Origin of the sequence: Cetobacterium somerae (assembly GCF_022430525.1) — a bacterium.
Classification (GTDB): Bacteria; Fusobacteriota; Fusobacteriia; order Fusobacteriales; family Fusobacteriaceae; genus Cetobacterium_A.
Genome location: NZ_CP092520.1, coordinates 371,884 through 392,248 on the forward strand (window position 1 = coordinate 371,884; position 20,365 = coordinate 392,248).

19 protein-coding genes are annotated in these 20,365 nt (G+C 28.5%); 5 read left to right on the plus strand and 14 right to left on the minus strand.

The genetic code is table 11. The features are described from left to right. Positions 1 to 7 precede the first annotated feature (7 nt). From hydG to MKD34_RS10735, 9 genes are all read right to left on the minus strand, one after another. Positions 8 to 1,399 (minus strand): [FeFe] hydrogenase H-cluster radical SAM maturase HydG, encoded by a 1,392-nt coding sequence (gene hydG / locus MKD34_RS10695; RefSeq protein ID WP_240220167.1) that lies wholly within the window; start codon positions 1,397 to 1,399, stop codon positions 8 to 10. Beyond that, entirely contained in the window at positions 1,384 to 2,430 is a 1,047-nt protein-coding gene (gene hydE / locus MKD34_RS10700; RefSeq protein WP_240220170.1) for a [FeFe] hydrogenase H-cluster radical SAM maturase HydE, read from the minus strand. The genes hydG and hydE overlap by 16 nt, the downstream gene beginning before the upstream one ends. 75 nt (positions 2,431 to 2,505) lie before the next feature. Continuing rightward, on the minus strand, positions 2,506 to 3,489 hold the full coding sequence (gene asnA / locus MKD34_RS10705; RefSeq protein WP_240221574.1) for an aspartate--ammonia ligase: 984 nt from the start codon (positions 3,487 to 3,489) through the stop codon (positions 2,506 to 2,508). A 355-nt stretch (positions 3,490 to 3,844) separates the two neighbouring features. Further along, complete coding sequence (locus MKD34_RS10710; protein WP_023052291.1) at positions 3,845 to 4,561, minus strand: HAD family hydrolase; 717 nt, start codon at positions 4,559 to 4,561, stop codon at positions 3,845 to 3,847. A gap of 26 nt (positions 4,562 to 4,587) precedes the next feature. After that, positions 4,588 to 5,400, minus strand: a complete 813-nt coding sequence (locus tag MKD34_RS10715; RefSeq protein WP_240220172.1) for a purine-nucleoside phosphorylase — start codon at positions 5,398 to 5,400, stop codon at positions 4,588 to 4,590. Positions 5,401 to 5,466: 66 nt separating this feature from the next. After that, a complete protein-coding gene (locus MKD34_RS10720; protein ID WP_240220174.1) occupies positions 5,467 to 6,423 on the minus strand; it encodes a nitronate monooxygenase in 957 nt (318 codons plus the stop codon). 17 nt (positions 6,424 to 6,440) lie between these two features. Beyond that, entirely contained in the window at positions 6,441 to 7,190 is a 750-nt protein-coding gene (locus MKD34_RS10725; protein ID WP_240220176.1) for a phosphatase, read from the minus strand. 24 nt (positions 7,191 to 7,214) lie between these two features. Beyond that, positions 7,215 to 8,375 (minus strand): CD0519/CD1768 family membrane protein, encoded by a 1,161-nt coding sequence (locus MKD34_RS10730; protein WP_240220179.1) that lies wholly within the window; start codon positions 8,373 to 8,375, stop codon positions 7,215 to 7,217. Positions 8,376 to 8,427: 52 nt separating this feature from the next. Continuing rightward, complete coding sequence (locus MKD34_RS10735; RefSeq protein WP_240220182.1) at positions 8,428 to 9,249, minus strand: MerR family transcriptional regulator; 822 nt, start codon at positions 9,247 to 9,249, stop codon at positions 8,428 to 8,430. A 98-nt stretch (positions 9,250 to 9,347) separates the two neighbouring features. On the opposite strand from MKD34_RS10735, the gene MKD34_RS10740 reads away from it, so the two are divergent. Beyond that, positions 9,348 to 10,664, plus strand: coding sequence for an MATE family efflux transporter (locus tag MKD34_RS10740; protein WP_240220184.1), 1,317 nt, complete (start codon positions 9,348 to 9,350; stop codon positions 10,662 to 10,664). Here the strand turns inward: MKD34_RS10740 and MKD34_RS10745 are convergent. Further along, positions 10,657 to 11,370, minus strand: a complete 714-nt coding sequence (locus tag MKD34_RS10745; protein WP_240220186.1) for a 2-phosphosulfolactate phosphatase — start codon at positions 11,368 to 11,370, stop codon at positions 10,657 to 10,659. The two genes, MKD34_RS10740 and MKD34_RS10745, sit on opposite strands and share 8 nt — an antisense overlap. A 104-nt stretch (positions 11,371 to 11,474) precedes the next feature. On the opposite strand from MKD34_RS10745, the gene MKD34_RS10750 reads away from it, so the two are divergent. Together MKD34_RS10750 and MKD34_RS10755 are read left to right on the plus strand one after the other, a co-directional pair. Next, positions 11,475 to 12,527 carry an alanine racemase gene (locus tag MKD34_RS10750; protein ID WP_240220189.1) on the plus strand — a complete coding sequence of 351 codons (1,053 nt, stop codon included), beginning with the start codon at positions 11,475 to 11,477 and terminating at the stop codon, positions 12,525 to 12,527. A 62-nt stretch (positions 12,528 to 12,589) separates the two neighbouring features. Beyond that, positions 12,590 to 13,201 carry a nitroreductase family protein gene (locus MKD34_RS10755; protein WP_240220191.1) on the plus strand — a complete coding sequence of 204 codons (612 nt, stop codon included), beginning with the start codon at positions 12,590 to 12,592 and terminating at the stop codon, positions 13,199 to 13,201. Between the two features lie 46 nt (positions 13,202 to 13,247). On the opposite strand, the gene MKD34_RS10760 is transcribed toward MKD34_RS10755, so the two are convergent. Both MKD34_RS10760 and MKD34_RS10765 read right to left on the minus strand, forming a co-directional pair. After that, the gene (locus tag MKD34_RS10760) at positions 13,248 to 14,432 is read right to left on the minus strand and encodes a MalY/PatB family protein (protein ID WP_240220194.1); all 1,185 of its coding nucleotides are present in this window, start codon (positions 14,430 to 14,432) and stop codon (positions 13,248 to 13,250) included. A 19-nt stretch (positions 14,433 to 14,451) separates the two neighbouring features. Beyond that, positions 14,452 to 15,027, minus strand: coding sequence for a GNAT family N-acetyltransferase (locus MKD34_RS10765; protein ID WP_266187488.1), 576 nt, complete (start codon positions 15,025 to 15,027; stop codon positions 14,452 to 14,454). 130 nt (positions 15,028 to 15,157) lie between these two features. Here MKD34_RS10765 and pncA point away from each other — a divergent pair, with 130 nt between their 5' ends. Then, positions 15,158 to 15,778 (plus strand): bifunctional nicotinamidase/pyrazinamidase, encoded by a 621-nt coding sequence (gene pncA, locus MKD34_RS10770; protein ID WP_407933868.1) that lies wholly within the window; start codon positions 15,158 to 15,160, stop codon positions 15,776 to 15,778. Positions 15,779 to 15,793: 15 nt separating this feature from the next. Here pncA and MKD34_RS10775 read toward each other — a convergent pair whose 3' ends face one another. After that, entirely contained in the window at positions 15,794 to 17,416 is a 1,623-nt protein-coding gene (locus MKD34_RS10775) for a nitrite/sulfite reductase (RefSeq protein ID WP_240220207.1), read from the minus strand. A gap of 161 nt (positions 17,417 to 17,577) precedes the next feature. On the opposite strand from MKD34_RS10775, the gene MKD34_RS10780 reads away from it, so the two are divergent. After that, a complete protein-coding gene (locus MKD34_RS10780) occupies positions 17,578 to 18,696 on the plus strand; it encodes an alanine racemase (RefSeq protein ID WP_240220210.1) in 1,119 nt (372 codons plus the stop codon). On the opposite strand, the gene MKD34_RS10785 is transcribed toward MKD34_RS10780, so the two are convergent. Continuing rightward, on the minus strand, positions 18,693 to 20,297 hold the full coding sequence (locus MKD34_RS10785; protein WP_240220212.1) for a CTP synthase: 1,605 nt from the start codon (positions 20,295 to 20,297) through the stop codon (positions 18,693 to 18,695). The genes MKD34_RS10780 and MKD34_RS10785 overlap by 4 nt on opposite strands. Positions 20,298 to 20,365: the final 68 nt, after the last annotated feature.

Here is a 20,365-nt window from a genome sequence, read left to right on the forward strand (position 1 = left end):
GCTCCTCCTAAAGATACAAGTCTCTTTCTCCATTTTTTATTTTTTCTAATTTTTCTAAAGTCAATAATTTAATATCTTCTCTTTTTATATTTTCTATCTCTCTTGCTATAACTTTTTCAACTTTTTCCGTTAATTCTAAATCTCCATAATCCATAGCATACTCCATTAAAGTCAATAATGCATTTGGCGAGCAAACATTTTGAATATTTCCACTTTTAGCTAATTGCATAAATCTATCTCCTGTTCTTCCCATTCTATAGCATGCTGTACAATAACTTGGTATGCAATCTTGATCTAAAAGTTCTTTTAATACCTCTAGAGGTGTTCTATGATCAGCCAGTTCAAATTGTGTCTGAGTTTTACCTTCTTCTCTGTCTGTATATCCTCCAACATCAGCAGAAGAACCTGCACTTATTTGAGAAATTCCATATTTTATTAACTCTCTTCTTAACTCAGCAGTTTCTCTCGTTGAAAGAATCATTCCAGTAAATGGAACAGCTAATCTTATTATAGCCACAATATTTCTAAATGTATCATCATCTATTTGATGAGGATATTCATCTAAACTCATTCCTTCAGCTTTTTTTATTCTAGGTACAGATATTGTATGGAATCCTACTCCGTAATGCTTTTCTAAATATTCATTATGCATCATTAATGCTATAATTTCATATTTATAATCTGCTAATCCAAAAAGAACTCCTGCACCAACATCATCTATTCCACCTTCCATTGCTCTATTAAAAGCAGTTAAATGATATTCATAATCTCCTTTTAAAGATTTAGGATGAACTCTCTCATAGGTTGGCTTATGATATGTTTCTTGAAATAAAATATATGTCCCTATTTCAGCATCTTTTAATTTTTTATAATTTTCAACTGTTGTTGCTGCAATATTTACATTTATTCTTCTTATAGAACCATTTTCAAATTTAGTTGTATAAACTGCGTCAATAGCTTCTAGCACATAATCAATAGGTACATTTACAGGATCTTCTCCTAATTCTAAAGCAAGTCTTTTATGTCCCATTTTCTCTAATAATTTAACTTCATTTTGAATTTGTTCTCTAGTTAGTTTTTTTCTTGGGAATTTATTATCTCTTTTATATCCGCAGTATGTACAATTATTTACACAATAATCACTTACATAAAGAGGTGCAAAAACAACTATTCTATTTCCATAAATTGATTTTTTCAACTCTCCTGCAATTTCATAAAGTCTTTTCTTTTGATTTTCATCTTTTATCTGTAAAAGAGATGCAACCTCTTTATGTGTTAATCCCTCTTTATTGCTAGCTTTATCTAATATTCTATCTATCTCTTTGTAATCTGTTACTTTAGATTCTTCTAATAATTTTTCTATATACTCTTGATCAATAAAATTTATTTTCTTTTCCATCTGACATTATCTCCTCTTGTTAGTATTGGCTGAAAACCAGCTTCTAAAATGCTATTTTCAATCTTTAGTTTCTCTTCTGCTGACTCTTTACCTAAAAAGACCTTTCCATTGTATAAAGCATATTTTTTTCTGCATTCCATTGGAGAAAGATTTGGCATAATTACATTAGCTCCTGCTTTAAATCCTTTCTCTCTTCCCTTAGGATCTATTGTTCCCAAAGCAGTTGTTGCTGGTAATAATACATCTGGTAAAAGAAGCCTTATTATTGCAAGTAAAGTAATTGTATCGTAAGCAGTTCCTCCATTTTCATTTTTTAAAGGAGTATCTTCATGGGGAATAAATGGTCCAATGCCTACCATATGCGGTTTAAGTTTTTTTAAAAAAATTAAATCTTTAGCATAGTCTATTAGTTTTAACCCTGGTAATCCTATTAAAAATCCACTTCCCACTTGATATCCAATTTCTTTAAGAGATTCTAAACATTTTTTTCTATTATCTAAAGACATATTTGGATGAAGCTCTTTATAAAGTTTCTCATTTACTGTTTCATGTCTCAATAAATATCTATCTGCTCCTGCTTCATATAATCTTTTAAAAGATTCTTCTCCTCTTTCTCCAAGAGAAAGAGTAATAGCTATGTCTGAGTATTTACCTTTTAAAGTTTTTATTATACTTTCTAAAAGCTCATCAGAAAAATAACTATCTTCTCCACCTTGAAAAACAAAGGTTCTATATCCTAATGAATAACCTCTATAACAACACTCTAAAATTTCTTCTTTAGATAATCTATATCTATTAGCTTTTTTATTAGAAGCTCTAATACCACAATAAAAACAATCACATTTGCATATATTAGAAATTTCTATTAATCCTCTAAAAAAAACAGTATTTCCATAATATTGTTTTCTTACTTCATATGCTTTATCTATTAAATAATCTCTATCTTCTTCTGTTAGATTAGTAAGTAACACTTCTAACTCTTCCTGTGATAAATCATTTTCTATAGATAATTTATCTATTAAATACCTCATCCTTCACCTCCAAAAGTATATAACATACCAATTATATACCCTTTTTGTCCAGAAAGACAAGTTTATTTTTACTTTTTATAATAATGGAATATTTTTAGCTTTACACTCTTCTATTACTTCTTGTGGCCATAAAGAAGCCTGAACTTCACCAATATGTAGTTTATCTAAGAAAAACAGACATAATCTTGACTGCCCGATTCCGCCACCTATTGTGTACGGTAACTCGCCTGCTAAAAGTTTTTTATGAAACTCTAACTCTTTTCTTCTCTCTGCTCCTGCTATCTCTAACTGTTTAGCTAACGATTCCTCTGATACACGAATTCCCATTGACGATAACTCCAAACCTATTTTTAATGGTTCATAATATACAATTATATCTCCATTTAAATCCCAATCATCGTAATCTGGTGCTCTTCCATCATGTTTCTCTCCTGATTCTAAAACTTTTCCTATTTCACTTATAAATATTGCTCCATATCTTCTTGCATGTTCATGTTCTCTCTCTTTTGGAGTTAATTCTGGATAAAGTTTTTCTAACTCTTGAGATGTTATAAATGTTATCTCTTCAGGTAATTTCTTTGAAAGTTGAGGGTAAATATTTCTAATATAACTTTCTGTATCTTTTAATGAACTATATATTTTTTTTACAGTTTCTTGTAAAGTTTCAGTTGTTCTATCATCCTTTTCTAAAACTTTTTCCCAGTCCCATTGATCTACATAATAAGAATGAATTGGACTTAAATCTTCATCTCTTCTGATTGCGTTCATATCTGTATAAAGACCTTTTCCAGAGTCAAAACCATATTTATGAAGAGCCATTCTTTTCCATTTTGCTAAAGAGTGAACTATTACTGCTTCTTGTTTACACTTTGTATCAAAAGCTACTGCTCTTTCGATACCATTTAAATCATCATTTAAACCACTTTCAGGTGTTACAAATAAAGGCGCTGAAACTCTTGTTAAATCAAGTTTTTTAGCTAAATCTCTTTCAAAGAAATCCTTTACTTCTTTAATTGCAATCTCTGTTTCCATGATATCTAACTTTGTCTTATACATAATACTACCTCCAATTTTTTTATAAAAATAAAAAACTCTTAACATCTCCATTAGCGGAAATAGTTAAGAGTTCTAATTTAATATTATATAATACACCTACTTAAAGATGCACCTAAATAAATTTACTTTAAACAAATAAATCTACCTAATTAAATTTAAATTCTTTTTTATTTCGAGATAACGGAAATTATTCATCACAAATTTCAATAAATTATTATTGTTATTATTGTTATTATTATTATTACAATTATAATTATTATTATTGAAATTTATAGACATAACTTCCTCCTCTTTTTAAAAATTTATTTTTATTATTGGACTAATAATAAAACTTTTTTGTAAAATTGTCAAGTTTTTTTTATAAAATTTCTACATCTGCTGAAACTTTATAGATAACATCTTTTCTTTCTACAAATATTTCAGTTTTATTTTTTAAATTTTCTTCTGTTTTTATTTTTAATAATAACTCTCTTGATGGATTTATAGCTCTAGGATGCCCCACAAGATTAAGCATACTATAATCACCATTAGTATCTCCATATGCGTAACTTTCTGATAAATCAATATCATATTTTTCACAAAAATTATTTATTGCTATCATTTTATTTTTCGAATCCCACATTGGAGAAATATCTCCTGAAAGTTTTCCATCTTCAAAATGATATATTGATCCACAATAATCATCTGCTCCCCACTTTTTAGCCATTCTTGAAACTAAAAAATCTGGGCTTCCAGAAATAAAAATTACTTTATGTCCTTGTTCCTTATGCCATTTTATCATATCTCTTGTAAATTTATATACTCTATTTCCTTTTAATTCTAATACTTGATCTGAAATAAAATCATTGTATTGAAGAGATAATCCTTTTATAGCATCAACATATGTTGTTGTTATTTCTTCTAGATATTTATCATAGTCTCCTACTCTTTCATCCCATTTTTTAAAAGCATCCTTTACCTTTAATTCATATTCTCTAATATCAAGTAATTCGTACTTTATAAGTTTCTTAAAATGCTCTGTTAATAGTGAGTTTCTATAAATTGTTCCATCAATATCAAAAAATGCTGCTTTCATACTTTATACCTCCTATGAGTTTATTATTACAACTCTTTTACTGTTTCAGCAATCCATTTACAGAATCTCTCTCCTGTTTGGTTTGCTATTTCTACAACTTCTTCATGTGAATGTGGTTTAGTAGCTATTCCTGTAGCCATATTAGTTATACAAGAGATTCCTAATATTTTAATTCCTAAGTAGTTAGCCACTATTGACTCCGGAACTGTCGACATTCCAACTGCAGATGCTCCCATTGTCATCATCATTTTTACTTCCGCAGCTGTTTCATATGTTGGACCTGAAGATCCCAAGTATACTCCTTCTTCAAATTCAATATTAAGTTTATTAGCTACTTTTTTTGCTTTTTCAATTAAAGCTTTACTATATGTTTCAGACATATCTGGAAATCTCGGTCCAAATCTTTCATCATTTGACCCAATTAATGGATTTGTTCCAAAAAAGTTTATATGATCATTAATTATCATTAACGTTCCTGGCTTAAAATCTCTATTTGCTCCACCAGCTGCATTACTTACAATCATTGTCTCTATTCCAAATTTTTTAAATACATATTGAGGATATGTAACCTCTTTCATATTATACCCTTCATAGTAGTGAAATCTTCCTTTCATTACTAAAACTTCTACATTATTTATTGTACCAAAAACTAATTCTCCTGCATGGCCTGCAACTGTTGAAATAGGAAAATTTGGTATATCTTTATAAGGTATTACAACCTTATTTTCAACATATTCTACTAATCCACCTAATCCAGATCCTAAAATTATAGCTATTTTAGGTCTATTTATAACTTTAGAATTTAAAAACTCTACAGTCTCCATTACTTTATTATACATAATATTTTCTCCCCTTATTTTTTAGATAAAAAGGGTAGATCTCTCCACCCTTGTGTTTTTTTACTATTAGAAAACTATTTTTGAGAATGTTTCATCTAATCTTACTTTTTCTTCTTTTAGCTCTTTCATTAACTTGTCTACAATCTCTTGACAACTTAAAGCTTCTTTAACTAATCCAGCAACCTGTCCTGACATAACACTTCCATTCTCTATATCTCCATCTACAACTGCTAATCTTAATTTTCCTTTTCCTAAATCTTCAATCTCCTCTTTCGGAGCTCCCTTTACCTCTAATTCTAATATTGCTTTAGCAAATTTATTATTTAATACTCTTACAGGATGTCCTGTATAATTTCCTGTTGTAACTGTTGATCTATCTTTAGCCTTTAATACTAAATTTTTATAATTTTCATGAACATCACACTCATGAGCAACTATAAATATAGTTCCAACCTGAATAGCCTCTCCTCCTAAAGCTAAAGCTGCTAAAAATTGCTCTCCACTTGCAATTCCTCCTGCAACTATAACAGGAATTGAAACCTCTCTAGCTACTTGAGTTGCTAAAGACATAGTTGTAATTTCTCCAATATGTCCTCCTGCTTCTAATCCTTCTGCAACTACCGCATCTGCACCTATTCTTTCCATTCTTTTTGCTAAAGCTACTGATGCTACTACTGGTATAACTTTTATTCCAGCTGCTTTTAATTTCTCCATATATATTCCTGGATTTCCTGCACCTGTTGTTACAACTTTAACACCTTCTTCTATACAAACATCTATTTGCTCTGCAACACTTTCCATCATTAACATTAAGTTAACTCCAAAAGGATTATCTGTAATAGATTTTGCCTTTTTAATCTCTTGTCTCAAAACTTCTGGCGGCATTCCTCCACCAGCAATTATACCTAATCCTCCAGCTTTAGACACATGTCCTGCTAAATTTCCATTTGATATCCACGCCATTGCTCCCTGGATAATTGGATATTTAATTCCTAATAATTCACAAATTCTATTTTTTTGCATCTTCTTTCCTCCCAAAATTAAGAGTTTACCTCTTTGGTTCTCAACTCTTGTCTCAGCTTTAAAAATTTATCAAAAGTTTCTCTCGAACTATTTATTATTAACTCTTCTGGATAATCAACTTCTTCCAAAAGTTCAATTGCTCTTTGAAACTCTCCTATGTGACCTGAATAATGAGCATCTGTTCCTAAAGCTATGTAGCATCTCTCTTTTTTAGCTAGTTCTAACATTTTTTTACAATTTTTCTTTGAACCAACTCTTGTAATTGTTCCTAAAGAGGTGTTATTAACTTCTAACGCCACGTTATTTTCTTTAGCTGCCTTCACTATTTTTTCATAGTCTACTGGAAAAATTGGATTCCCCAGATGCACTATTATATCAGCTTTTTGCTTTTTTATCAAACTCAATATAGCTTGTGTATTTTTCTCGATATCATCTATGTTTCCATATTCATCTACAACGTGGAATCCTGCTAAAACTAACTCCATATTTTCATAAATTTTTTGATTTATATCTAACTTTCCATTTTCATTTAAAATATTAGCCTCTACCCCTTTTATAACTCTTACCCCTTCTATTTCCTTTGGTAAAATAGCAATATTAACAAGATGCCACCAATGTGGAGTATCTTGTAAAGCTGGTCCGTGATTAGTTATTGCTATAACTTCCATTCCTTTTTTTGAAGCTGCACCTATATTTTCTTCTAATGTGCTAAATGCATGAGGATTCACATTTGTATGAATATGTAAATCAATCTTATAATTTTTCATAGTTGATCTCCTTTAATAATTAAACTACATAAAAACTGTATAAAGAATATTAGCTACTACTCCAGCAACTATTCCACCAATTGTATGACTAAATATAGCTTTTCCTGTTAACTTTCTATAACCTAAACTATCCATCATTGCTACGTGAGTACTTAAATATCCACTCCATGTCATCCCCATAGCTGTAAATACTGCAATTTCTCTAGATGTTATTGCTCCATCATTGATAAATCTAGGTACTAATCCTAATGCAGCTCCTACTGCTCCTAATGATGTTATTGGAAATGCCAAAGCTTTTGCACTTGTAAATCCAAAAAGTGGCTTTAAAATAAATTGTAGTTTTTCACCTATATAAGGTAATAATGCAATCCCTTGATAAGCTTCTCCTGTGTAACCTTGTGGACCTGGTCCATTAGTTAGTAATAAAACTGTTGTACAAATTATCAAAACTCCTGGAATTATTTCCATTCCCATTTGTACTCCATTTTTTCCACCTTCTAATAAAGCTTCTAATAATCTTTCTAATACATTTCCATCCCTTATATCTCTATATTCAAAGAAATCTGAATCTACAGACTCATCTTCTAAAGATTCTTTCTTTTCATTAAAAATCTTTTTTGTAAAATTAATCATTAGATTAACACTTACTATACTACCTATAAAAGCTCCTAAGTTTCCTAGAACAACTGGAAATACAAGATTTTCATTCATACTACCACTTTGAGCTATCATAAATGTAGAAACTATAAATCCCATTCCAAAAGAAGTTCCTAAATTTGTTAAAGCTGGCAACTGATATTTCTTAAAATATTTAGTAAATCCTTTATCTGCTGATAAACTTAAAATAGCTGGATTATCTGAAATATATGTAGTTAAAACTCCTAAAGCTGCAGCTCCAGGTAATCTATATAATGGTTTCATTAGTGGTGATAATAATTTATTTAATATTGCAATTACTCCAAATTCTGATAAAATTCCTGCAAATGCTCCTGCAATAACTGATACTCCCATTATAAAGAACACTGTATTTAACAGTAAATCATGAGCCGTTTTTATAATTGTATTAATCATATTGATTCCACCCATTTTACTAGATGTTAAATAGATTAATGTCGAAAGTATTGCTATACATACAACACCCTCTAAGCCCATAGCTTTTTTTCTTCTTGATTTTTTTGCATCCATGTTTTTTCTCCTCTTTACTTCCTTGCTACCTTATAGAATATCTTAATTTTTACTATTTTTCAAATTTTTTTATAGGAATATATATATCTATTATCCCTCCAAAGCCATTTTCAAAGGGTACCACAACTTCATTTCCCACTTCAATAGAGTTTCCCTCAATTTCAAACTCATTATCTTTTATAAAACGATATAAATTTTCATAGGTCAACTTTATCATATCAAAAGTAGTTTTATGCTTTAACATAACACAAATTTTACTTTTTAAAACTTCTTCACCTGCTATTGATTGATTATCTGGAACTAAAATACCAATTTTACTTAGTGGCAATTCTGATCCTTCGTACAAATCATATTTTTTTACTTCTGATATATAAATTATTTCTTCTATATTATTTTTATTTCCTAACCTTTGTAATTTATCATATGTTTCTGCTATTTCTTTTTGATCCAAAGGATCTTTTATTTTTATAAAATATACTTTCATTTCTTTTAAATTAGTTATTTCAACTTTCTCTTCTAAATTGCTTAACATCTCTTTTAAACACACTATTTTTTCAGTTATCCTATTTTTACTTTTTCTTAACTCATCAATTTTTTTATCTATATCATAAATTTTCTCTTCTAAAAACTCTATATTTTTAGTTGGATTTTTTACTTTTATATAATTTTTTATCTCTTCTAAAGAAAATCCAGCTTCTTTTAACGTTATAATAAAAAATAAATCCCATATTTGAGAATTGGAATAGTATCTATACCCATTAATTTCATCTATATATTCTGGAACTAATATATCTTTTTTATGATAAAAAATAAGAGTTTGCTTTGAAATATTCGCCAATTTTGCTAATTCAGAAATTTTATATCTATTTTTCATATTTTCTCCTTGACAATATAGTTAAGTATATAGTTTATAATACCATATATAACTGTTTATTTATATAATATTATTTTAATTTCATAGAGGAGAGAAAAATGTCACAAAATATCACTTTAGAAAATGGATGTGTCAAAAAATTATTCTTTAAGTTTGCTTTACCTAGTATTTTAGGAATGTTAATTGTTTCGCTTCAAATTATGGTTGATGGTCTTTTTTTAAGTAAGGGCGTCGGAGCACAAGGACTAGCAGCTGTTAATCTGTCCATGCCTCTTATTAATTTATTACTTAGTATTGCTCTTATGATTTGTATTGGTGGAGGAGTTATAGTTGGAATAGCTTCTGGAAATGGAAATGAAACCAGAGCCAAAGGACTTACAAGTTTAACTTTAGTTTTACTTTTAACCACGCTTCTTATAATATCTGTTCTTCTATTATCAAATTTTGAAACAGTTATAATGCTTTTAGGAGCTAATGATGAAACTTATGTTCTTGTAAAGAAATACTTAGCTATACTTATTCCAGGTTCTATATTCTTTAGTATGCCTATTTTTACTGAAACTTTTGTCAGAATAGCTGGTAAACCTAACCAAGTTTTTATTAGTGGTTCTGTTTGCTTTATTGCTAATGTTTTTCTAGATTATATATTTGTTTTAAAATTAGGTATGGGAATGGAAGGAGCTGCTATAGCATCATGTTTTGCAAATATGTTTGGAGCCTTAACTCTTTTTCATCATATGCGTTTCGGAAAAATAATATGTACATTAAAAGATATTAAAGAGATTTTTTACAATGGTAGTTCTGAAATGCTAACTGTTATTTCAAGTGCCATTACCATCTATATTTTCAATATTATTATAATGAAAAATATTGGTGTCTTAGGTGTATCTGCACTAACTATTGTTTTTTATATTAATTCAATTGTCAACATATCTCTTTATGGTCTTTCTCAAGCTTTACAACCTATAATTTCATATAATTTAGGCGCTAACAGAATTGATAAAATTAAAGATGTTCTCAAAGTTGCTTTAAAATCTGGAGCAGCAATTGGATTAACAACTTTCATTGGAATGCACCTATTTGGCGATAAAATAATCTATCTTTTTTCAAATGGAAATAAGGAACTAGCAGATTTAACTAACAAAGCCATATTTTTCTTTACATTTGCATATTTATTATCATTTATTAATATAATATCTAGCAGTTTTCATACATCTATTGAAAAACCTTTTGAGTCAGCATTTATATCTTGTGGAAGATCAATTATATTTGTATTAATTCCTCTTTTTATATTACCTGTATTCATAGGTGAGATTGGCATCTGGTTAGCTATTCCTATTGCTGAACTTATTTGTCTCGGTATTAGCATTCCATTAATGAAAAAATCATTAAAAAAACTTCCTCTTTCTATTTAAGAGGAAGTTTTATTTTTCCATTTTCATATAATGGAGCAATATTAAAGATATCTACCTTTATGCAATATTCTAAATCATCTTCATAACCGATAGATTTCAAATAACTATAGTGTTTACTTTCAGATAAAATTTCTTTTACACTTGAAGTTAGATCTGCAATCTTTTTTAGTGCTAATCCTAAATCATTCATTTCTAATTTAATTTTTTCAGACATTTTCTTTATAATCATTCCAGCACATAAACTATCATCTAATGAAAATTCATCATCTGTTCCTGCACAAAGAATAACAACATCCTTTTCACTTTCTAAAAGCTTTTCAGAAATAGCAGATATATTTAAATAGCAAGCTATATATAAATTATCAGCGCTTAAAGCATTCTCTATAGCTCGTGTTCCATTACTTGTTGTCATGAAAATTTCTTTTTCTTGGATAGCTTCCTTAGTGAACTCTAGAGGAGAATTTCCAAATTTAAACCCTTCTATTTTAAGTCCTCTCCTCTCTCCTGCTAAAAATCCATCCTTTTTCGCCTTCCATTTCTCTTTCGCTTCATCTATCTCTTTAAAGGGATATATACAGCTAGCACCATTTTGTAAAGCCGTGACCATAACTGTTGTAGCTCTTAATACATCAATTACAACAACATTTTTTCCATTAAACTCCTTTTTTAAGGCACATTTTGCTGATTCTAAAACCTCTACTCTCATATTTAATCATCTCCTTATTTTGTATTTTATAATATTTCTTTTGAAATTTAAAGAATTATATGGTAATAATAGTAGCAATATAAAAATATATGCGGGGTGTTCTTATGGGAAGAGATGGTTTCAAAATACAACTTATTCAAAAAAATATAATTCATAATTATAATTATATTAAAAATTACACAAAAAAAGAAGTTATTGCAGTAGTTAAAGCGAATGCTTATGGCCATGGTTTAAAAGAGGTTGTTCCTATTTTAGTAAGTGGCGGGTGCAACTATTTTGCTGTTGCTAGAGAATCGGAAGCTCTTGAAATTCTTTCACTTAACATTCCTAATATTACTATTTTAATTTTTGAAACGGTTGAAGATTTTTCAATTTTAAAAAAATATAAAAATTTAGAAATGGTTATTAATAGCACTGACGAACTTTTAGAGCTAATTCAAGAAAAGATCAACTTTTCTCAACTTCATTTAAAATTTGACTTTGGTTTTGCTCGAAATGGATTTATTCAAAATGATATTGATTCTATAAAAGATATTATAATAAAAAATAATCTTCATTTTAAGGGGGCTATGACACATTTTTTTAGTTCTGATATTGATGAAACCATCGATATTCAAAATAAGTTTATTGAATCAATTAATTATATTGGAAATAATTATTTTGATATTATACATTCTCAAAATAGTGCTGCCACACTCTTAGGATTAGGAAATGGTTCTACACATGTTCGTTGTGGAATAAGTCTTCTAGGAATGCTAGATCCTGGAATTATAGATTACAATATTAAGCGTTCTTGGACTCTTTCTGGTCCTATATATAATATAAAGAATTTTTCAGATTTAGATTTTATTGGGTATGAACGTATAAAAAATATATTTATAAATAACTATTCAAAAGTTGGAAAAATAAAAATTGGTTATGGAGATGGATTTTCTAAAAGAAATACAAATATCTTGTGCCATATAAATAATAAAGAATACCCTATAGTTCACATTAGTATGGATACATCATTTGTTCTTATAGATGATTCTGTTAATTTAGGTGATTTTGTAGAAATTTATAAAGATTTCGATAAATGTAATGCTTTTTTAAAAATGGATCATTACGAATATACTACTCTTATAAACTCTAGAATTCCTAGATTTGTCGTTAAATAATAAAAGATTTTCTCTTCAATCTCAGTATATATAGTTAAGTATCTTTGTGGAGGTGTATTAATATGAATTTTAAAGATGTTATTTCTAAAAGAAGAAGTGTTAATTTTTTTGATCCAAATAGAGAGCTTGACTTGAAACTTTTTGAAGATATTATAAATGAGGCTGTTCTTGCTCCATCAGCATTTAATCTTCAACCTTGGGAAATTATTGCTGTTCGTTCTACTGAAGCTAAAGAAAAACTTTTTACAGCTTGTAATCAACCTAAAATAAAAGAAGCTTCTATGACTTTAATTTTAGTCGGAGATACTTTTGGATATGGTCGAGACAATCCTATGTGGAATATAAAAATTGATTTAGGATTAAAAGAGGAAAAAGTTGGACAGCTTATTAATATGTGTGAAACTGTTTTATATCCTACAGAAGTTAAAAGAAACGCTATGGCTGTAAGAGATGTTTCTCTTTTAGCAATGTCAATTATGCTATGTGCAAAAGATCATGGTGTTGATACTCATCCAATGATTGGATTTAATGAAGATAAGGTAAAAGAACTTTTTAATATTGATGAAGATAAAACAGTAGTTATGCTTCTTTCAATAGGATATTTTGATGAAACTAAAACTTTAAATCCAAGAGAAAGAAGATTAAATTTCAATGAAATTTGTACAGTTGTATAAAGTAAAAAACAAGCAAGTTTAAAATTCTTGCTTGTTTTTTTATTAACTAATTTTTTAATGCTTTTTCTAGTCTTTTCAATGCTTCTTCTAAAATCGATTTGTGACATGCAAAATTTAGTCTTATAAATCCTTTTCCTTCATTTCCAAATATCTCTCCACCATCAATAACAATCTTAGCTTCTTTTTCTAATTTATTTTTTAATTCTTCCTCACCTAAATTTAACTCTCTAAAATCTATCCAAGCTAAATATGTTCCTTCTATTGGTAAACATTTTACTTTTGGTAGATTCTCTTCTAAATATTTTTTTAGAAATAAATAGTTCTCTTCAAGATATTTCAATAAACTATTTAACCAATTCTCACCTGCTTTCGAATAACAACTTTTAACTCCAATTGCTCCAAAAATATTTGGTACCGGCTTAGCAGCCACTTTAAACATTTCATTTATAAATTTTTCTCTTAAATTATTATTAGGTATTATTATATTTGATGCTTTTAAACCTGCTAAATTAAATGTTTTACTTATTGATGTACAAACAACTAAATAGTCATAAATTTTCTTATTTAAAATTCCCATTGATGTAAATTTATTATTAAATAGTATTAAATCACTATGTATCTCATCTGAAACTACTATTTTTTTATATTTTAAACACAACTCTACAATATTATTTAATTCATTTTCATTCCAAACTCTTCCGACTGGATTATGAGGATTGCATAAAATTAACATTTTATTTTTTGAGTCTTTCAATTTTTCTTCTAAATCTTTAAAATCTATTTCATATCTATCCTGAATCAATTTTAATGGATTATTTACCACTTTTCTATTGTTTAACTCTACAGATCCTTTGAACGGTGGATATACTGGATTTTGAACTATTACTCCATCTCCAGGTTCAGTGAATGCTTGAATTGCATAACATAAGGCAGGAACGACTCCACTTGTTGGAACTATCCAAGATTTTTCTATATCCCAATTATTCTTATTTTTCAACCAAAATATAACACTATTATAGTAATCGTCACCAACTGTATTATAACCAAATACACCATGATTAACTCTTTCCAACAAAGCTTTTTCTACGAAATCTGGAGCTTTAAAATCCATATCTGCAACCCACATAGGAATACTATTCTCATCTACATAAGAAGCCATTTCAAGCATACCTTCTAAACTCCATTTTCTTGAATCTGAACCTTTTCTTTCAACATAATTATTAAAGCTCATAATCTCCACTCCCTTTTACCTAATTTATTCCAAATTCTTTAGGATATTCAACTGTACCTTTTACATTACTTAGAGCTCCTGGATATAATTCAATTGCCATAAAGTTCTCATCTGGTACTTCTATAGGACATTTTATTCCCCATTTTGAAGCTGGTTCATAACCAAATTTTTTATAGTAATCTGCATGACCTAAAACAACAATTCCTTTATATCCTAACTCTTTAGCTATTTTATGACCTTTTTCTACCAAGCTTTTACCAATACCCTTTTTTTGAAATCTTGGTAATACTGCTAATGGAGCTAAAGTTAACAATGTATCATTTCCTACCTTAACTTTTGTAAAAAGAATATAACCTACTATCATACCTTTAAATTTTGCTGTCAATGATAAATCTTTTATAAAAGCATCGCTTTTTAATAATTCCCTCACTAACTTATGTTCATTATGATCTGAAAATTTTTCTCTTATAAAAGCCTTTTGTACTACCTCACAAACAAAATCTTCTTCTGTCATTTTTTTATATTTTTTTCTTTGAAAAATATAAACAACTAAACTTCCTAAAATAAAAAATATAATTCCTAATATTACGTTCATATTCCCCCTCCTTAAATTTTATACTTATATATACAATAATAACAAATAGAAATCCTTTTTCCAAGTTGTTTTTAATTTACATTTTTTTCTTTAGCTGCTATACTGTGAAAAATGAATTTTTAGGAGGTTTATTTTGAAAGCTTTGATTGTTGTTGATGTTCAAAATGATTTTTGTGAAGGTGGGGCTTTAGCAGTTAAAGATGCTCATGAAATTATCCCTATTGTTAATAAAGTTATTGATTTTTTTAATAAAAATCAATATTTCGTTGTAGCTACAAAAGATTGGCACCCAGCTAATCATAAAAGTTTTGCAAAAAATTCTAATGGAACTATCGGAGAAATTGGTATTTTAAATAATCTCCCACAAGTTTGGTGGCCTGAACATTGTGTTGAAAATACTTATGGCTCTAACTTCCATCCAAATCTTAAAGAAATTAAACATATTATTTATAAAGGAACTAATTTTGAAATTGACTCTTATAGTGGTTTTTTTGATAATGGAAAATTAAAAAGCACTGAACTGTTATCTCTTTTAGAAAACAATCAAATTTCAGAAATTTTTGTTTTAGGCCTAGCTACAGACTACTGTGTTAAACATACAGTTTTAGATGCTCTTGATTTAGGTTTTAAAGTTAATGTTATAGAAGATGGTTGTAAAGGTGTTAATCTATCTTTTAACGATTCTAATAATGCTCTCAAAGAGATGAAGGAAAAGGGTGCAAAAATAATAAAAAGTGACGATTTAAATTAATCGTCACTTTTTTATTTAAAATTCTTCTAATCTTCTTTCATACATATAATTACTAAAAGTAATATCATAAACTTGTAATATTTCTAAATAATCTCTAAACAAAGATTTTACCAAAATTGGTATTTCATCTATTGGTAAAATTAAATTTGGTATTTCAAATGCTAATGATTGAATTGAATCAGTCAATATTCCTCCCATATAAACTTGCATACAATCAGTTAATTTATCATTTATTTTCTTTTTTAATCCAATAAATCCTAAAGGTGCTACCGGTACTCCTGCACATGAGCTTGGACATCCTGAAATTCTTATATTTTTAGCTTCTTTAAATATAATTTTTCTATACTGAGGAAACTCTTTTGCTAATTGATCTAATTCATCTCCTATTGCGTCTGCTATACTTTGAGAATCTTGGACTCCTATCATACATACTTTTGCACCGACACATGCTCTAATTTGTCCTCTTATCGAAATAGTTTCTGTTACTATCTCTGGAATTGCTTCACTTAGATATTTGTATATATAAGGAATTGCTGATTTATGAACCAATGGAATAACTAGGTTTTGATTAATAGTAGCCCTTATAGTTGGAGTATTTATATCCTTCATTAATATATATAACTTTTCTATATCTTTTGCAGTTAAATCACCATTTTTTACATATAGCACAAGAGACACTACATCTTTAAATTTAGTTTCTTTAGTACAAATGTCCTTCCATAAATTAAATGTCTCTGAATTCTCAATTTCATCAAATTGTTTTAACTCTCTTACTTTTTTTTCATAATCTATTTTAGGTATCTTTCCATTAACTATAGTTTCTTTTCCAAAGTAATCTAAATATAATTTTTTAAAACCTTCAAATCCCATTTTTTCAACTAAGAATCTCAGCCTTGCTTGCATTCTGTTTACTCTGTCTCCACGATCATAAAATAAATCTATTAAAGCTTTAACTGCTCTTAGTAAATCTGTCTCAGGTAAAAATTCTATTAAAACATGTCCAATTTTACTACCTCTTCCCATTCCACCACCGCAGTAAACTTTAAAACCTTTTTCACCATTTATCTCTTTTGCAACAAATCCCATATCTTGAACAGCCATAACAAACTCATCGTCTAAAGAGTTTGAAAACCCTATTTTTAACTTTCTTCCAAAATCAAAAGCTTTATCCATAAAAAATACTTCATTTTCAACCATTCTTGCATATGGCATTACGTCAAATATATTTCTTTTATCAACTCCTGTGTATGTAGAAACTAAGATACTTCTAAATGTGTTTCCACCTCCACCTCTAAAATACATCTCTTTTGAATTGCATTGCTCTATTGTGTCTTTCACTCTTTCAAATTCAACTTCATGAAGTTGATAATTCTGTCTTGTTGAAAGGTGTAAATATGGAATTTCTTCTTTTTCCATTATGCTAGCCAAAGATTTAAATTTTTCTATTGAAAGCTCTCCTCCAACAGCTTTTAGTCTCAACATCATTTTTTTACCCTTTTGCTCATAAATTCCAAATTTTGATCCTCTTTTTTTTAAATCTGCTGATTTCAAATTATTATTTGAATATTCTGTTATTCCCTCTTGAAGCTCTAAATATTCTTTTTCAATATCTTTTAATTTTTCTTCAATTCTTTCCATAATAATACCTCTTTTCAAAAATTTATTAATATTATTTATCTTCAACATATCTTTATTTTTCCTTTTAATAAATTTTTAATTTATTTTTTATAAAAAATAAAGTTTGACTTTAAAGAAAAAGTGTTGTATATTTTATTAGAATTTAAATTGGAGGTTTATATATGAACAAAAAAAATATATCATCATTAACTACACCAAGTTTTTTAGTTAATTTAGATGCATTAGAAAATAATATAAAAAAATATCAAAATTTAGCTGATGAAAATCTTGTAGAATTATTCCCTATGCTAAAAACTCATAAAAGTAGCGAAATTACTAAAATGCAAATTGAGGCTGGGGCTAAAGGTGTTTTAGTTGGAACTTTAGATGAGGCTGAATCTGTTGTAAAAAAAAGTGGAGTAACTAAAGTTATGCTTGCCTATCCTGTTATTGGAGATAGTAACTTAGATAGAATAATTGCTCTTAGTGCACAATGTGAATTATTTGTTGCTTTTGACAATGAAATTCCTGCAATTGAACTTTCAAAAAAATTAGGTAAAAATACAATTAATTATCAAATTATAATAAATAGTGGTTTAAATAGATTTGGAGTGTCACCTGAAGAAAGTGTTAATTTATATAATTCATTACAAAAATATCCTAACCTTGTTTTCAAAGGTATTTCTACTCATACTGGTCAAGTATATGGTTTTTCAAAAAATCATGTTAATGAAATCACAGAAAAAGAGATTAATGTAATGACTTTAGCTAAAAATCTTTTAGTTGAAAATGGTGCTATTGTTGAATTTGTTGCTACTGGAACTACTCCAACTTTTGAAAATGCCATAAAATCTAAAGAAATAACAGTTTCTAGACCTGGAAACTATGTCTTCTTTGATGCTATTCAAATAGCTTTAGGTGCTGCAGAAGAAAACGATTGTGCTTTAACTGTTTTAGCAACTGTGGTTTCTCATCCATCTGAAGATTTATTTATTCTTGATTGTGGTAGTAAATGTTTAGGACTTGATCAAGGAGCACACGGAAACTCTTTAACAAAAGGATTTGGAATTGTTAAAAATCATCCTGAACTTACTGTTATTGGATTATCTGAGGAAGTGGCAAAAGTAAAAAAAGAGGGCCCTTCGGCCCTAAAAATTGGTGATAAAATTGAAATTATCCCTAACCATTCATGTTCAGCAGCTAATATGACAAACTACTTAATAGGTCATAGAGCCGGAACTATTGAAAAAATTATTGAGGTTGATATTAGAGGAAATTCTAGAAAAATTTCTCTTGACTAATTATTTTCTCTTTTATAAATAGCTTTTACAAACCCTAAAAATAGCGGGTGTGGTTTTCCTGGTCTACTTTTAAATTCTGGATGAAACTGACCCGCTATAAAAAATGGGTGTAACTCTTTAGGTAACTCTACAATTTCTGCTAAAGTTCCATCTGGAGACGTTCCAGATATTTTTAGACCATTTTTTTGAATTATCTCTTTATAAATATTATTAAATTCATATCTATGTCTATGTCTTTCATATATAAGCTCCTCTTGATATAACTCATAAGCTAAACTATCTTTTTCCAATTTACATGGATAAAGTCCTAATCTCATTGTTCCACCTAAATTTTTAATATTTTTTTGATCTAATAAAATATCTATAACTGGAAACTCTGTATTTTTATCAAATTCTGTAGAGTTAGCTGTTTCCATACCTAAAACATTTCTAGAAAATTCAATTACTGCACTTTGCATCCCTAAACAAATACCTAAAAATGGAATTCTATTTTCTCTTGCAAATTTTATTGCATCAATTTTGCCTTGAACTCCTCTATCTCCAAATCCACCAGGAATTAATATTCCATTAAACTGTTCTAAAGTCTTTGTATCTAGCTCTTCTGCTTGAATATAATGAATTTCAGCTTTTAATCCAAGTTCGTATGCTGCATGCTCTATAGACTCATTTATACTTATATATGCATCCTTTAATTCAATATATTTTCCTACAACGGCCAACTTAATCCTATCAGTTGGATGTTTAATTTTTCTTACAATTTCTTTCCAAGTCTTTAAAGTTGGTTTTTTATTTTCAATTCCTAATTTTTTACATGCAACGTTAGCTAATCCGTTCTCTTCCATTATAAGCGGCACTTCATAAATTGTCTTAGCATCTGGAGCTTCTATCACAGCATCCTCATCAATATCACAAAACATTGATAATTTTCTTTTTATATCTAAACTTACAGGATGTTCTGTTCTACAAACTAAAATATCAGGCCTTATCCCTAAACTCATTAGTTCTTTTACTGAATGCTGAGATGGCTTTGTTTTTAATTCTCCAGCAGCCTTTAAATATGGCAAAAGTGTCACATGAATATATAAAACATTATCTCTTCCTACATCATATTTAAACTGTCTTATAGCCTCTAAAAAAGGTGTAGATTCAATATCTCCAACTGTACCACCAATCTCTGTTATAACTATATCCGAATTATTTTCTTTTCCAACTAACTCTATTTTAGCTTTTATTTCATTTGTTATATGTGGAATTACTTGAACAGTCTTCCCTAAATATTGACCTTTTCTTTCTTTATTTATTACAGATTCGTATACTTTACCAGTTGTTATATTATTATATTTTGTTAAATTTTCATCTAAAAATCTTTCATAATGACCTAAGTCCAAATCTGTCTCAGCTCCATCATTAGTTACAAATACTTCTCCATACTCATAAGGATTCATTGTTCCTGGATCTATATTTATATATGGATCAAATTTTTGAATAGTTACACTATATCCTCTTTCTTTTAATAATCTTCCTAATGACGCTGCTGTAATCCCTTTTCCTAAAGATGATACAACTCCTCCTGTTACAAATACATACTTAGTTTTTTTCATAAATATCCTCCATTTGTTTTATAAAAATCGAAAAAAAAAAGGCGAAAAAAAAAATTTCGCCTTAACTT

Bases quoted from the DNA above. Each gene is read 5' to 3' on its own strand.
- MKD34_RS10780 (WP_240220210.1), top strand. From the start codon at position 17,578: ATGAACAAAAAAAATATATCATCATTAACTACACCAAGTTTTTTAGTT.
- MKD34_RS10715 (WP_240220172.1), bottom strand. From the start codon at position 5,400: ATGTATAATAAAGTAATGGAGACTGTAGAGTTTTTAAATTCTAAAGTT.
- MKD34_RS10745 (WP_240220186.1), bottom strand. From the start codon at position 11,370: ATGAGAGTAGAGGTTTTAGAATCAGCAAAATGTGCCTTAAAAAAGGAG.
- MKD34_RS10765 (WP_266187488.1), bottom strand. From the start codon at position 15,027: ATGAACGTAATATTAGGAATTATATTTTTTATTTTAGGAAGTTTAGTT.
- MKD34_RS10730 (WP_240220179.1), bottom strand. From the start codon at position 8,375: ATGGATGCAAAAAAATCAAGAAGAAAAAAAGCTATGGGCTTAGAGGGT.
- MKD34_RS10755 (WP_240220191.1), top strand. From the start codon at position 12,590: ATGAATTTTAAAGATGTTATTTCTAAAAGAAGAAGTGTTAATTTTTTT.
- MKD34_RS10720 (WP_240220174.1), bottom strand. From the start codon at position 6,423: ATGCAAAAAAATAGAATTTGTGAATTATTAGGAATTAAATATCCAATT.
- MKD34_RS10735 (WP_240220182.1), bottom strand. From the start codon at position 9,249: ATGAAAAATAGATATAAAATTTCTGAATTAGCAAAATTGGCGAATATT.
- MKD34_RS10785 (WP_240220212.1), bottom strand. From the start codon at position 20,297: ATGAAAAAAACTAAGTATGTATTTGTAACAGGAGGAGTTGTATCATCT.
- MKD34_RS10740 (WP_240220184.1), top strand. From the start codon at position 9,348: ATGTCACAAAATATCACTTTAGAAAATGGATGTGTCAAAAAATTATTC.
- MKD34_RS10775 (WP_240220207.1), bottom strand. From the start codon at position 17,416: ATGGAAAGAATTGAAGAAAAATTAAAAGATATTGAAAAAGAATATTTA.
- MKD34_RS10725 (WP_240220176.1), bottom strand. From the start codon at position 7,190: ATGAAAAATTATAAGATTGATTTACATATTCATACAAATGTGAATCCT.
- hydE (WP_240220170.1), bottom strand. From the start codon at position 2,430: ATGAGGTATTTAATAGATAAATTATCTATAGAAAATGATTTATCACAG.
- MKD34_RS10760 (WP_240220194.1), bottom strand. From the start codon at position 14,432: ATGAGCTTTAATAATTATGTTGAAAGAAAAGGTTCAGATTCAAGAAAA.
- hydG (WP_240220167.1), bottom strand. From the start codon at position 1,399: ATGGAAAAGAAAATAAATTTTATTGATCAAGAGTATATAGAAAAATTA.
- MKD34_RS10750 (WP_240220189.1), top strand. From the start codon at position 11,475: ATGGGAAGAGATGGTTTCAAAATACAACTTATTCAAAAAAATATAATT.
- MKD34_RS10710 (WP_023052291.1), bottom strand. From the start codon at position 4,561: ATGAAAGCAGCATTTTTTGATATTGATGGAACAATTTATAGAAACTCA.